The 14,522-nt window shown below is 48.3% G+C and carries 12 protein-coding genes; 7 read left to right on the top strand and 5 right to left on the bottom strand.

Annotated features, from left to right (window positions below; genetic code table 11):
* Positions 1–51 precede the first annotated feature (51 nt).
* Complete coding sequence (locus ACX93W_RS22875) at positions 52–1,110, top strand: hypothetical protein (protein WP_459394695.1); 1,059 nt, start codon at positions 52–54, stop codon at positions 1,108–1,110.
* Between the two features lie 123 nt (positions 1,111–1,233).
* On the opposite strand, the gene ACX93W_RS22870 is transcribed toward ACX93W_RS22875, so the two are convergent.
* The 4 genes from ACX93W_RS22870 to ACX93W_RS22855 all read right to left on the bottom strand — a co-directional run bounded on the left by ACX93W_RS22870 (position 1,234) and on the right by ACX93W_RS22855 (position 7,942).
* Positions 1,234–2,235, bottom strand: a complete 1,002-nt coding sequence (locus tag ACX93W_RS22870) for a sensor domain-containing diguanylate cyclase (protein WP_459394694.1) — start codon at positions 2,233–2,235, stop codon at positions 1,234–1,236.
* Between the two features lie 21 nt (positions 2,236–2,256).
* Positions 2,257–3,063, bottom strand: coding sequence for an alpha/beta fold hydrolase (locus ACX93W_RS22865; RefSeq protein ID WP_459394693.1), 807 nt, complete (start codon positions 3,061–3,063; stop codon positions 2,257–2,259).
* Between the two features lie 481 nt (positions 3,064–3,544).
* Positions 3,545–4,843 (bottom strand): MFS transporter, encoded by a 1,299-nt coding sequence (locus ACX93W_RS22860; protein WP_459394692.1) that lies wholly within the window; start codon positions 4,841–4,843, stop codon positions 3,545–3,547.
* Positions 4,844–5,002: 159 nt separating this feature from the next.
* Positions 5,003–7,942, bottom strand: a complete 2,940-nt coding sequence (locus tag ACX93W_RS22855; RefSeq protein WP_459394691.1) for an S-layer homology domain-containing protein — start codon at positions 7,940–7,942, stop codon at positions 5,003–5,005.
* Between the two features lie 317 nt (positions 7,943–8,259).
* On the opposite strand from ACX93W_RS22855, the gene ACX93W_RS22850 reads away from it, so the two are divergent.
* From ACX93W_RS22850 to ACX93W_RS22835, 4 genes are all read left to right on the top strand, one after another.
* Positions 8,260–8,907 carry a hypothetical protein gene (locus ACX93W_RS22850; RefSeq protein ID WP_459394690.1) on the top strand — a complete coding sequence of 216 codons (648 nt, stop codon included), beginning with the start codon at positions 8,260–8,262 and terminating at the stop codon, positions 8,905–8,907.
* A gap of 68 nt (positions 8,908–8,975) precedes the next feature.
* On the top strand, positions 8,976–9,839 hold the full coding sequence (locus tag ACX93W_RS22845) for a DUF4085 family protein (RefSeq protein WP_459394689.1): 864 nt from the start codon (positions 8,976–8,978) through the stop codon (positions 9,837–9,839).
* A 31-nt stretch (positions 9,840–9,870) separates the two neighbouring features.
* Complete coding sequence (locus ACX93W_RS22840; protein WP_459394688.1) at positions 9,871–10,632, top strand: AAC(3) family N-acetyltransferase; 762 nt, start codon at positions 9,871–9,873, stop codon at positions 10,630–10,632.
* Positions 10,633–10,846: 214 nt separating this feature from the next.
* Positions 10,847–11,374, top strand: a complete 528-nt coding sequence (locus ACX93W_RS22835) for a DUF3267 domain-containing protein (protein ID WP_459394687.1) — start codon at positions 10,847–10,849, stop codon at positions 11,372–11,374.
* A 150-nt stretch (positions 11,375–11,524) separates the two neighbouring features.
* Here the strand turns inward: ACX93W_RS22835 and ACX93W_RS22830 are convergent, their stop codons facing one another.
* Positions 11,525–13,216, bottom strand: coding sequence for an alkaline phosphatase (locus ACX93W_RS22830; RefSeq protein WP_459394686.1), 1,692 nt, complete (start codon positions 13,214–13,216; stop codon positions 11,525–11,527).
* A gap of 166 nt (positions 13,217–13,382) precedes the next feature.
* On the opposite strand from ACX93W_RS22830, the gene ACX93W_RS22825 reads away from it, so the two are divergent.
* Both ACX93W_RS22825 and ACX93W_RS22820 read left to right on the top strand, forming a co-directional pair.
* Positions 13,383–13,754: a hypothetical protein gene (locus ACX93W_RS22825; protein WP_459394685.1), complete on the top strand. Its 372-nt coding sequence runs from the start codon at positions 13,383–13,385 to the stop codon at positions 13,752–13,754.
* Between the two features lie 57 nt (positions 13,755–13,811).
* Positions 13,812–14,198, top strand: coding sequence for a hypothetical protein (locus tag ACX93W_RS22820; protein WP_459394684.1), 387 nt, complete (start codon positions 13,812–13,814; stop codon positions 14,196–14,198).
* Positions 14,199–14,522 lie beyond the last annotated feature (324 nt).

Genomic DNA, 14,522 nt, shown 5'->3' with positions numbered 1-14,522 from the left:
CCATCAATGATAATTTAGAATGGAAATATTGGAAAGGGAGGAATGGATCGGATGGCGGCGGAGAAACGTGTGTATGCTTTGTGGGATGACTTGGAACCATTCAATGGGGGGAATTCCGGGGCAATTCCGGGAGATTGGAAGGGAAAAAAGGCGTTATATTTGAACCAAATGAATTCGGCTTTTTTTCTGCGCGAGGAAGTGACGTTCTCTTCATTTCGTATGGAGGCAGAGGTGGCGATACCCGGTGAAGTGGGTTTTATCGGCTTAATTTTTGGGGCAAAAGACGAAAGCAACTTTGAGCTTGTTTATTTAGCGCCGGTTGAAATTCAATATGATCCAATCATCAACGGGTCGATGACCTGGCAAATTTACAATGGTCCGGCTTATCAAAAGCCGCTCCCTGATATGACAGGAGCCTGGCATCGGTTTGCCGTTGAGGTTGGACCGGAGGGAGCCAAGGTTTTTTTGGATGATCAACCTGCTCCGGCGTTTGTGCTTTCAAATCTTCAGCATGGCGGGGAACGGCTGGGCAAGGTAGGCTTCTGGAATTATGTGCCGGTATACATTAGGAATTTCTCGATTGAAGAAATTGCATCTGCTGAGGCCTTTTCTGATCCTGCGCAAGCTGAAGCTTTCGACCAGAGGCAGCCGGAACAAGAAGAATTCCTGACCGAGTGGTTGGTGAAAAAACCGCTGACGCAAGAGAAGGCTGAGCCATGGATAAAAGCTATAGCGGAGGAAAACGGCACCCTTAGCCTCAATCGGATTTGCGAAGCGAAGCCGGGTCTGGTCGTCGAAGCCAAAAGCTGTTTTAAGCTTCAAGAAGAGACAGAAACTTTGCTCACGCTTGGATACAGCGATTCGATCCGGCTGTGGGTTAACGATATCGAAGTTTATAGGGGGGATTGGCTCTGGCAGCCCCCAAGCCATGACGGACGCATACGTCCGGATTTTGCAAGCGTGCCGGTTAAATGGAGGAAAGGCGTTAATACTGTACACGCCGAAGTAACGCAGCGTGAAGGATTTGGTTGGGGAGTTGCTGTTAAAACCGGATTGCCGGGGATAACGTATCTTAGCGAAGATCACTTGAAAAGCCTGGGGCATACATAGAGGACAATGCTTCGGATATCAAAAAGCCAAAGGATACTAACATCGGTATCCTTTGGCTTTTAATATGGTTAATGTTCCAGACCGCGCTATTTTGCCATGGCTGCCGCTTTAAGCCAAGGACGCCTACTTTGTGGCAGCCTCGGCGGAAGGAGGAAGAACCGCCCAATGCGTCACGCGGTTCCGCCCGCTGCTTTTGGACGCGTAGAGTGCCGTATCGGCTTTTTGAACAATGGAGAGCTCGGTCTCCTGCGGGATTGCGGTTGCCACGCCTATGCTTATCGTAATCTGGTACCCTCCCATGGAGGTGGAAGCAGCCGCAACGCAGATACTCTCGGCAAAAGCGGTTGCGTCATCTTGAGCAGCCCCGGGCACTAACGCAACGAATTCTTCGCCGCCAAACCGGGCGAACAGGTCGCTTTCCCGGGACATGCCTTGAAGCAGCTTCGCAAGCTCCGATAACACCAGATCGCCTACGGGATGGCCGTACGTGTCATTGATATGCTTGAAATGGTCAATATCGATGATGAGAAGAGAAAGCGGCTGCTCCGTCTCCCGATGGGCCTGCAGCTCGGTTGTCAGCTTTTCCTGAAAAAATCTCCGGTTGCTGAGCCCCGTTAGAGGATCGGTAGAAGCCAACATCTCCAGCCGACGGTTCATCTCCATCAGCTCCTGCTGCTTCTTTTCATATTCGTCATGCAAGAGCTCCAGCCTTTTGTTCGCCTCGTTTGTTTCTTGATAGAGGGCTTCAAGTCGGGTCTTCGTCTGCATAGTGTCCTTCTCATGCTGAATCCGTTTGCGCATAACAAGCACTACGCAATCAATGCAAACAACGCCGTCACGGGTTTGCTTTACGCCGTTCAGCAGTACAGGCACATCCTCGCCGGCGCTTGTCCTGAGCGAAAGATACATCTCCTCCACATGGCCGTACAGTTGAATGTAAGGATAAAAATAGGTATGGAAAAAAAGCTTGTTTGTCACGGACAACGTTGACTCGAAATGGCGGCCAACCAGTTCTTGGCGGCTGTAGGACAGCATGGTCAGCAGCGTTTGATTGATAGCCTGAATGGTGCCCGCCTCGGAGATCGAAAAATATCCGCAAGGCGCATTGTCTATCCGTACATCCATTTTATATGCCTTTCTCCGTGCTTACGCGCCGGTCAAATAATCTTTTAAACATTGGATCATCTCGCCGGGATGGCTTAATTGCGGGTAATGCCCCTTGGCCGACATCTGGTGCAGCTTGCTGTTTTTGAGATGGGCGTGCAAATATTGGCCAACTTCAACTGGAGAAATGCTATCGTCCGAGCACTGCAAAATCAGCGTGGGAACCGATGCTTCATCCAGCCTGGAACGGCAATCGGAATAGAAAGTGACCTCCGCAAACTGCCTAGCGATATGCGGATCTCGCGAGCAAAAGGTTTGTTCCAGCTCCTCGGTCAATTCTTTTCTGTCATTATTCTGCATAACGATAGGCGCCAGGTAGCTGGCCCACCCGATAAAATTCAACTGCATCATGTTCAGCAGTTCGTCTATATCCTTTTTGTCGAACCCGCCGTAATAGCCCGGCTGCTCGTTCATATATCGCGGCGAAGAGCCGATCATAATAATGTTGGAAAAATAGTCCGGATTACAGATGGAAGCCAGCATGCCGATCATTCCGCTTACGGAGTGCCCGACAAAAATGGTGTTTTTCAGTTCCAGCGCTTCCAGGACATCCAGGACATCCTGCGCATAACCTTTCAAGTCGTTATATTTGTTGTGGTCATATAAATCTAGCTGCGATTTTCCTGAGCCGACGTAATCGAATAAAACGATTCTGTAGTTTTGCTCGAAGGCCGGAACGATGTGGCGCCACATGTCCTGATCACAGCCGAAGCCGTGGGCAAAAACGAGTGTCTGCTCGCCGGTTCCTGTTACCTTTACATAGTTTCGTTTAAGAATATCCACTGTCATATCGATGTCCCCTCTATGATGAAGTTGGGTAATAGCAGGGAGAGTTGGTCTTTGTCTCACTATTATATCGGAAAAAAACAATCGGAGGAAAAGGTCTGCCCAAATTGTGGCTCAACCTTATCATCAGCGCTTGATTTCACTGAGCAAGAGTCTTAGTTACGGAAAACGATAACCTTTTTTCAAAATGGACATCAACAGCTGCCTTTTGCCAGTCTAGCGGTCACCGATGACCGCTAGAGCCGCAAATGGCCACATTAGCTTTGGGTAAAGGTCACCGATGTCCATTAAATGCTCAAAATGCGCGTTTTGGGGCTGAATGTAAGCTTTAACGGTCATGCATGACCGTTAAAAGTGGACATTGCGCCAAAACAAGGCTTTAATGGTTTTGGATGTCCGTTGCGGGCGGGATGCCTGTAACGTGCAGCTAGCTTCCGGCCCCGGGCACTCCACAAAGACGCCGCTCATCGTTTACAAGCCGAATTCAGCATTTGCCTGGATGGTCAACAGCAGTTTGCGTTTCTGTGTCCCGGAAGGTTTTGCGCCCAATTAAGCCTATGAAAAGCGCCAGCAAAGTGAGTACGGCAGCTAGTAGATACAAGTTTACAATACCAATGCCTTCGGCAAGTCCCGCCATAACAAGCAGCGAAATGCAAAATACCAGATGCAGGAGGGAAGCCTGGGCAGACAACACCTTGGGCAACATGAGCTTGGCTACGCTCCGTTGAATCAGGGTCCGCCTGTTGATGATGGAAAGCTCAGCAAAAGGTCCCATGAGCAGCACCAGAATAAGCGCGATATAAGGGGAGGTGTTGAGCGCGTAGAGTACGGTCAACACGCCGTACCCCGCCATGCCAACCAGCATAGCCGCCAGATATCGGTTGCCGATGGTGCGTGCCAAAGCCAGCACCAGCAGTCCGCCGCTAACCGTTCCCGCAAAATATGCCGCGTTAATAAAGCCCCACCATTCCTCTCCTTGCCCAAGCGCGACCTGTACAAAAGCGAGCGTAAACGCGCCAACCCAGACTGAACCGCCAAGCATGTCGATCATGTCCATGAAGGTAAGCATTCGCAGGCGCGGCATCGCCCAGATCATTTTCCAGCCTTCGGTCAGCGTATGCCATCTGGAGGCGACGGGCACTTCCTGCTGCTCCGACGAAGTCTCTGGCTGGTGTTGCAAGGTTGCGCTTGCGGCATCCGCGGGCTCCTTGACGCCCAGTGTAAAAGCAGCCGCCAGACCATAAATCGCGGCGGTCAGAAGCAGCGTAGGGCTAGGGCCCATTAACGCGACGATAACGCCGCTTAATCCCCAGCCCGCAAATTGCACAACTTGGTCGCTGATGCTGATCAAGCTGTTGGCTTTAAGCAAACCTTGCTCATTCGCGATCAGCCGTGGAATAAGAGCGTTTCGCGCCGGGGTTGTCCATCCGTCGAGGAAGGACATCACGAATACAAGCGCAAAAACCAACGTAAGCGAAGAGTTTTCTCCATTTAACTGCAGGTAAACGGCCAAGCAGAGAAACAGCAGGAATTGGCCAGTTTGCGACAATAGCAGCAAGGATGGAAGCTTGAAGCGGTTGATTAGCAGCGGAGCTATCAGGCTGCTCAGCATTTGGGCGCCGCTGCGCATCAGCGGCATTAATGCAGCCGAAACCAACGAGTTGGTCTGATCCAGCACCAGCACCGTCAGCGCCATAATGTAAAGTACATCCGCAGCGTTAGCCGCAGTTTGAGTGGTCCATAGAAAGTAGAAGGGCCGGCTTAAAAAAGATGAAGATTTCATAGCATGAATAGTCTCCGTTTCCTGCTGCATAACCATAATAAAAGCAATAACTATAAGAATACGAGATAATCTATATTTTTACAAACAACAAAAATCAACCCTTTCAACTTCCAAGAATCAGGGAAGTGAAAGGGCTGCTGTACGATTTGCTTTTTCATTTTAGTCTATTAAAACGGAGTTTTGCAGCAGCCGCTCAATCATGACGGCTACCTCGGCTCTAGTAATGACAGCTTGCGGAGCCAGAATTCGGCTGTCTTTGCCCGCAACGATGCCCCCGCTTATGGCATCCTCCACGCCTGTAACCGCCCAAGCCGCTACACTCTCCCCGTCATGGTAATAATAAATTTTGGCAATGCTGCTAATGCTTTCGGCTCCTCTCAGTCCGGTCAGTTTCATGGCTTTTGATAGAATGAGCATGGCTTGCTGGCGCGTAATGCTTTCCTGCGGCCTAAAGGTGCCGTCTTCGAAACCGTTAATTAAGCCATAGGCCGATGCTGTTTGTACGGCGTCGCTGTACCAAACGTCTTGCTCCACATCCTTAAAGCTGCCCTGCGCGGGGTGGAGCTTCAATCCGAGCGCTCGTACCACAATCGCTGCAAACTCTGCGCGCGTGATGCTGCGGTCCGGAGCAAACCGGTTTTCGTTTATGCCATTAACGATCAGCCGTGCGCCCATATTATGAATACTGTTGCCAGCCCAGTGAGTTGTTGTGTCGTCATAAGCAACCGTGTTCCGGATGAGGGCGTAAACGCTGTTGCTCATGCTGTTGATTTGGGCAAAATACTGCCCGTCAATACTTACGATTTTCGTAGGCGCGTGACGAATGCTTCCATCTTCTTCAATGATAACTCCTGTTGTTATTTGCGAGGGATCAACACCTTCAGGAAGCTGAAGTGATCGCTCCACATAAGAGCCGAAAATCATATTTTCAACGGAGGAGTCACCCGATTCAGCACGAATTGTGAAACGGATTGGCGAGCCCACGATAGCCAATCGATTAGCGGAAATGGCCGCTTTTACTTTTTGAAGATCGGCATCGTTTGGTGTTGCCATCTCAATGATGAAATCGATGTTAACGGATTCGTCATCTGCTTCAAGCTGTTGAAATAAAGCTGAAAGATTGATTTCTTTTATTGGCAAGGTGTACGCCGCATGTTGGGTACGGAGAACCACTGTGGACTGGCTGTCAGCCAACAATTTCAACAATCGTCCATTCAGCTTGCCGATTACAACATCGCTACTACTGTCGAAAGGAATGGTAATAATGAGATGTTCGCCTTCGGCTTCAAGTCGTTCTGCGATCTTTCCTTCATCAACAATGATGGTTGAAACGGACTGACCATTAAAGAATTCTTTTTTTAGAACACCGGCTTTTTCCGCTTTGCCGTTAATGATGACTTCAACCTCTTCATTAGCTTGCTGAGGAGGTGGAGACACAAAAACGGGAGGTGTTGCAGGCGTGACTTGAATCAGACTGGAATAATCGCTTAATCCTCCGGCATTACCTGCTGCAACAACAAAGTTGTACGTTGTTCCGTTTGTTAGATTCAGTACAGTGTAAGAAGAGGCCGAAACCGTATCAAGGAGTTCATACTGCGCTGTTCCTGTAACACGGTAAATGTTGTAATAGGTAGCTCCCGTGACGGTATTCCAGGAGAGCAAAGCCTGTCTATTGCCCGAAGCACCGGTTGCTTGCTGCGGTATAGCAGGCAATTCCATTGCAGCAACAACTTGAGTGAAGGTAAAGCTTTCATCCGTCAAGTTCGTTGCGGAAATGGTAACGGTGACGGCATATGTCCCAGGGGCCAAGCCGGCTTTGGCATAAATGGCGAAGCTGGTAGTTGATCCCGCGGCTACATCGGCATCGGGCTGCGTCACTACAAACTGATCGGCATCGCTGCCGCTTATCTCAACCACCGTATTAGTCAAATGTCCCGTGCCGCTGTTCTTTATTGTAAGGGTTACCGGATCGCTGCTATCATAGCCTTGTACCAGTTTAGGCGCTGTTTGGTCAACAATTGGGTCAATCTCATACGTTGGATTGATCGTTACTTGTGCGATTTGGCTGTTCAAGGCGGCCGTTTTGACGCCATTGACGCTGTTGTTTGTGTTGGTGACAACGGCATAGTAGTAGAACGTGCCCGGCGCATCGGTCGGTATGGTTAACGAAGCGTTGTCTGCTCCAGGAACCAATGTGCCTCCCGTTGTACTGTTCACTGTGTTGCTATACCACTGGTAGCTCAGGTCGCCTCCGTCCTGGGATGAGGCTCCCACGTCTAATGTCACAGTATCTCCCGTATTCGCAACTTCGTTGGCGGGCTCGGACGTAATGCTCGGCGCCGAGGCATGAACCAATACGTTTACTTCCACGACATCACTAAACACACTAGTGAATTTGGAGCCGTTAACGGCATTATTAGTGTTGATGACGCCAACATAATAATAAGTGGTGCCTGCTGTATCTGTAGGGACCTCAAAGAATTCGCTATTCGCGTCTTGAATTGGAGTGCCATCGGTCGTACTGTTGGTTGTATTGCTGAACCACTGATAATTTAGCGTTCCGCTATCGCTTATGGTTGCCCATACATCCAGCATCAAAAAGGAGTCTTTGTCAACGCTTTCACCAATTGGCTGAATATGAATAACAGGCGTTGCGGCATGTACCAGTGCAATCACGTTAAAGCTGACCTGAAAGCTATGGCTGATGCCGCCGTCAGCTGTAATGGTTACGGTCTCCGTGTAATTTCCCGGGGCTAAGCCATTCTTGGGAAACACTTTGAGCGTAGCGGACTGCACGCCTGCTCCAAGCGTATCGGGAAGGACAGTGCCTGTCGCAAACCGGCTGTTTGCTCCGCCGCTAAAGCTCACGGCCAAATTCTGAATCGCGTCGCCTCCGACTTTTGTTAGCGTAATATCTTTTTTTATTCCGTTGATTTGCGTTGTCGTATAGCCTTGAAGCAGGGGGCTGAATATCACTGTGCCGGTTTCCGAGACGGTGAAGGTTGTCCCGGGAGCAGCATGGAGCGGGACAGGGATAATCGTTAGCAGCAAAGCAACAATGATAAGGCTGGCTAACCCTTGTTTCTTTTTTATCCGCATAATAATCCTCCTGATATGTCGTTTTTATTATTGGCAAGGTGCTAGTGTTACTGGATGATTGTTTTTTCCCCCTCTACTTCCTGTTATTATAAAAGATTTTTATCCAAAAAAATGTGTGCGTGGTTACATTGGTGACCGAACTCACATCTATAATAAGTTACTTATCCAGAAAATTCTAGTATTTAATTGTATCGATGGAGTGGTATGGAATTTGGAAGAATGTTGATATAATGGAGCGATCGGAAGAGCTTTTTACACGGGGCCTACACCGCTAAAGCTCTTTTCTCTAACTTATATAGAAAAAGCGGAGGATAGATATGTCGATTGTAATAGCAGCTGACGGGGAAGCGTATTGGAGCAAGCCGATTGATCTGGGTTTCATGGGCAAGTTTGATGAGATTATAATAGATTTAGATAGATGTGAAGCGGCTGGAGTTACGGAAGGCATGTCAGAAGGTGACATTTTGGAAAAAGCGACAGCTTATTACGAAGACAGATTCAAAAACCTGGAGGAGAATGCCGACAAAATCGGGGAGCAGTTCCTGATGTGGATTATCACTCATTTATGCGACATTGGATATCCTTTCTGGCAATTTGATGATAATACGATTAGTAACGGAGAATACCCGGATTATATTCATAAGGAAGTCATCAAGAAGTTTGAGGATGAGTCGGGAGCCCTGAAAACCGGTCCCAATGGTTCAAGCCCGATTTACGAGCAGCTTTATGCCTATGATCCCTATACCAACTGCGATCAGCTCACCAGCTTTCAAATCGTAGCTCAATATTTGCCGGTGCTGAATTTTGAAAAGCTTGTAGCGACAATTCGCCCCGACATGCTGGATACCTCTGATGAGTATATTCACTTTCAAGTGAGCAGCGAGGTTTGCGGTGGTATGCTGTTATGCGCGACATACGGCACAATCGATGAAAATAATGAATTGGAAGTTACACATAATTGCTAGGTCGTGTCTGAAAACTCCGCAGGGAGCAGACACGACCTGGGAAAAATAGTACAGGTTGGAGGGGTTTAATGAAGTATTTGACTAAAGAGTGGTACGAGCAGTGTCAGCAGATGGGACTTCATTTTGGGAAACGGTGTCATAAGGGAGCGTACATCCATGATGAAGAGTTGTATCGACGTCTTTATAAAAGAAAAGAAAAGGCATTTGTCCAATTTGAGCGCGAAATGTATGATAGCGATCCCCGTTCTATGCTTGAGCATGACGGCACACCTATGGTGCCGCTTAGTAAGGTGCTAAACGGGGAAGAGGTCAACGAGGAAGACCTTATTGTGTTTCAGATGCCGCCTGAGCAACGGGAGCATATTCAAAAATTAATTGAAGCTTACGATGTCCGGCCTCCTTTTGATAAGGCAGGGAGTCAGGCCGAGTTCAGTTCTCGTCACGAACGGGAGTGCGAAGGTGCGTTTCATCCACTGCCGGCGGAGCTATCTTCACGAATTGCGGACAGGCGGCTATTTGCGCTGGGGTATTGCACGAAGGAGGTTTTGCGCGAGCTGAAGAGGTTAAGCCAGGAAAATGAATGGCAAGTAAGAAAGGTCATGGATGAATGCAGGAACGCGAGGCAAGGAGAGGATGTTCCAGACTCTATTGCCCATTCCTTCGGATTCCATGATTGTAAAGTGACCGGACTGGCCGTAGGCCAAAACATTGTGATGCGGCTGGACACAGACGGTGGTTTTACAAATCTGAATAAGGTGACCTTTAAAGATGCCCAGATCATAAAACAAGATCAGTTTATTGAAGGCAGCCACTGGCTTTATGAGGAGTTGTATAAGGTGGATGGCGGTTATGAAGCCCATATGCTGTTTTCAGGTAAGAGGATGGCTGACCTCATCATACGCTGCTCAGATATTGTTGCGGAACAAGAATAGCCGGTAAGGCGGCAAGAAGGGAGGTTTGGTTTTGCATACAAAAGAAAGCTTGCTAAACCAGTTGGAACAGTTGGGCATCAATGGGGAAGGAACCCTGCTGGTACACTCTTCCATGAAAAGCATTGGGCCGGTCGAAGGAGGGGCGGACACTGTTTTGGATGCGTTTACCGAATATATGAAGGGGGGGCTTCTTGTGTTGCCCACCCATACATGGTCGTACATAAACGGGAGCAATCCTACGTTTTATGTGGGGGAGTCCGCTTCCTGCGTCGGCATTTTGACGGAGCTATTCCGCAAACGGCACGGCGTGATCCGTTCGCTGCATCCGACTCATTCGGTGGCTGTGCTAGGGAAGGATGCGCTGGAATTTACAAGCGACGATCATCTTTTTGATACGCCTTGCGCCAGAGGCTCCGCTTGGGGAAAGCTGCTTGACCGCAAGGCGACAATTCTGTTGGTGGGAGTAGACTTAAAGCGCAACACCTTTATCCACGGAATCGAAGAGTGGGCGGACATACCGGGACGATTGACGGATAGCCATGAAATGCTTTATACGGTGCTGCCCGACGGCACGGAAATTCCGGTTCCTTCCCGCAGGCACTCCGGTTTGCCGTGGTCGGAGCATTTTTGGAAAGTCGACGAAATCCTTGAGGCTGAAGGGGCAATGACCAAAGGCAAGTTTGGGGATGCCATTGTCCGCATATGCGATACGGTTGCCGTCACGGAGATCCTTACGGGGATGCTGGAGGAAAATCCGGATTTATTTTCAGATAATGAGGCCCTTTTAAGTTGAACAAAAGAGTTATTCAGCAAGCGAGGCCGTCGTGTGAACAGTTCTTCCGATCGCTATTGTTCCCAGATTTCCCTGAATGACAGAGGCTAATGGTGAAATCCGGAAACAACGGCAAACGCTTCGCTTCTCCAGAACCTTCCCCACTTTGGCTCCTCGCTTAATTCTATTGTTCAACTTAAAATTATTCTTGTAGAGAGGGGAGGAGAAAGCAACAATGATGGTGTGGTTTAAGCATTTGCCGCATAAAAGCATGGAAGGTTCGGAATGGATGCCATTTATCGGAAGCGACTGGTTCCGCGTGCACTACATGAAGCTTGTTTATGGCTGGATCGCTGTGCAGTTGTCGTTGCCGTTATGGTTGAACATGGGGATTGGCCTTCCGGATAACACGCCGCTTATTCCGCTCCTGGCGGCTATATTTATTTTGCATGAAGCGCTGCATGTTGGGGTGATTTACAGTAAAGGCGATATCAGTTTGACCTTTCGGGGGATCTTTTTCTGGTTGAATACGAATGCCGAGCTCAGCAAAGGCAGGTTTTGGATTTTTATGACGTTGCCGTTTATTGCGCTAACCGTTGTTCCGCTAGCCGCCTGCTTTGCGGTGCCGGAATCGATCAGGCCGCCGCTGCTGTTTATCGCTTGGGTCAACAGCGTGATTTCGTCCTCCGATTTTTTTAACTCCATTCTGATCTTGGTTAAACCAAACAAGGCTGTTTTTTGCAGAGGTTATTATCGGCTGTAGGCCGGACATATAAAGCAGCCCTTCCGGCTCCCGACAGGGAGAGAAGGGCTGCTTGTTCATGTTAGGCGTGCCTGCAAATACGTCTCAGGAAACACCTCTCAGGAGGAAGCGTCTTGAGCGCCGCATTTGCTCGCAAGGCGCAACAATCGCCTATTGCGTTCTTCTTTCTTCCAGCTTCTTCATGAAGGCATCTTCATTCTGGAACAGATCAACGCCCATGAGGTAAGACATAATACGCGGCAGATCAGTGTTGTTGATCAGGCCGACGAATTCCTCGGAGCCTTTGCCGTAAGCGTACAGCGGAAGCTCTTCACCGGAGTGGTGGCGGGTGCCCCAGCTAATCAGCGCATGCAGGGATACGACCGTGCCTGCCTCGTTTGCAATTGCAGTGTTGGTATTCCAGTTTACGCTCGTCAATTGGATAACATCTTCGTTTGTCAGGGGGAACCCAATGATAGGTTCAACAGCTTTTTTCACATCGACGAAATAAGCGGTGGTTTCTTCCGGCTTGTCGGCAGTTGTGCCGACAGCGGCTTGCAAGCCAACCAGGTCACCAATGGAGTTCAAGCCAATAAAAGCCGTTCCTTTTTCAACGAATAGATCAACATCTTTCGTTTGGGAGCCGATAACGGCTTTTTTGTTGCCAAGCTGCAGTTGGAAAGAAGCTCCGCCGATGCTGATATTAGCGGAGAAGGCAGCGGCATTGTAGCTCAGTTTGCCGTTCAAGCCTTCCACGATATCGCGAACAGGCAAGTAGTAGCTGCCGTTTACGTTTCTTGCGGATTCGATGTTGACAGCAAGCGCATTGGATTTTAGTGCGCCCGTTACGGTGTTGGCGCTGCCGGTTGCATTTTTCAAAATTTGAATATTTTCTTTATAGCCGCCCGGCGTGTTGCCAATGTTCATGCCGCCTGTTTCATGGTCGCCGACAACAACAACCAGCGTGTTTTTATCCTTTTTGGCAAAATCCAGCGCAACGTCAACAGCTTCTTCAAAAGCCAGCATATCCGTCACTGCGGCAATCGGATCGTTGGCATGGCCGGCCCAGTCTACTTGGCTGCCTTCTACCATCAGGAAGAAGCCGTCTTGATCCTTGCTCAAGGTGTTCACTGCCAGCTCCGTCATTTCCGCGAGGCTTGGCACATTGACTACATCGCGGTCGATTTCGTATTTCAGGTCGCTCATGGCGAACAGGCCTAACACTTTGCTGGATGTAACGTCTGAGATTTCGCTGCGGTTTGTGATGTAGTCGTAGCCTGCTGCTTCAGCTTCAGCCACCAGATTTCGTTCCGGCTGCTTTCCGCCTTCGGATTCAGGCAGGAACATATCGCGTCCGCCGCCCAGAATAACGTCTACATTAGAGATGTATTCCGTGGCGAGAGCGACTTCGTTGCCGCGGCTTGGATCATGCGATGTAAATACGGCAGGAGTGGCATGCGTGATGCGGGAGGTTGAGACCAGACCAGTCGCTTTGCCTTTTTCTCTGGCGGCATCCAGAATGGAATCCGGGCGCGAGCCATCCGGTGTAACCGCGATGACGCCGTTGTTCGTTTTGTAACCTGTAGCCATGGCCGTACCGGCTGCGGCGGAATCCGTTATGTTAGTATCATTGGAGTAAGTTTTCATTAAACCTTTGACATAGCGTTCAAAAGAAAGTTCTTCACCTTTGTAAATTCGCGTAGCGGTAAGATAGCTGATGCCCATACCGTCAGGAATCATCAAAATCACATTTTTGGTGCTGCCTTTTTCGGCTGCATTTGCAACCCCTGCCAAACTTCCGAACAGGAGAGAAGCGGCGATCATGACTTTTCCTGCTTTGCTGTTGAATTTACGTAACATCATTAATAAATTCCTCCTTTGGACAGATAGCTATACTATAGAAGAGGAGTATTAACAGTTCGTTATCGCGAACTAAATGGTTTGTAAATATTGGGGAAAGTGAGGCAGCAGCTTTTCATTTTTTTGGTAATGGTTTATTTTTGTTATAATAAAGGATGGTGAAAGCATCGTGAAATATTCTCCACAGGATTTATTTGAGGCCTATTCCCGTATGAAGTGGAACGACAACAATGGAGAAATGATATTGCCGGATGATGATACCATTGAGTTCACGCTCCATGTTCCGCGGGACAGTCATGAGGATTGGATAAAAGACATTTTAGCCAGCTTGCATGAGATTAATTATTTTGTCCAGAAGGACGCAGATGATTATATGATTGTATTTATTCATGTGTTTAAGGATAAATTAACCATTGAATATTGGGGTAATTACGTCAATACGCAATTTGAAATACATGTTTTTCGGGACGCCAAAGGCTGGTATTGCACAAGGATGGGGATGAAGGAATATGATCCTCCAGCACTCGTGGCTACAAGTTAATGAATAAAGAAGAGCAATAAATGATTGGCATTAACTATTGGAATGGAGGAACTGGATATGGAGCATCAAGAACAGGTTGAACAAAAGGGTGAAGATTTGATTTATACCCTCAATACGCAATGGGCTACCTTCCCTAACCATGATATTAATGCATCGCTTTTTACGGATATTATTGGGGAATTCAGCGAGGATTCCGAGGATTTTATCGTACTGGAGCCTAGCAAGCTGATTCAAGAGAGCTATTATCTGCAAGCCATTCCGGCCAAAGACGATAAAGGAGGCATCGTTGTCGAAATCCGGTTTAAACACGGCAAAGACGGATTTAAGCATTATAGCTATCAGACGCTCGACGCAAATGAGGTTATCGCCATGTTTCTCGACTATTGGCGACTTCAAAAGCTTCCGGATTGGGCGAACTGGACCGATATTACGGATGAGTTTTAGGCAGGATACAATCAAAAAAATACAGCATCCTTTTGCGTATTCTAGTTAGTGATCAAATGAATGATGTGGGATAAAAAGGGATAATTATGGGAATGTATCCTTAAATTCACATATTGTCAATTAATAAAATCATAAAATGCGTCAAAAAAATAAGGGGCTGTCCAAAAAGTCAAACGCTCTAACGGACACGGAAGTCCGTTAGACGCGTAAAACGCAGATTTTGAAATTCTAACGGACATCCTTGTCCGTTAGAGTCCCAAAATGGGTAATTATTGGATAATTTTCACTGTAACGGACATCAATGTCCGTTACAAACGCAAAAAG

The sequence above is a fragment of the Paenibacillus sp. CAU 1782 genome (assembly GCF_054551715.1).
The sequence above is the reverse complement of the archived record's forward strand: the minus strand, read 5'-3'. Positions and strand labels throughout refer to the sequence as shown.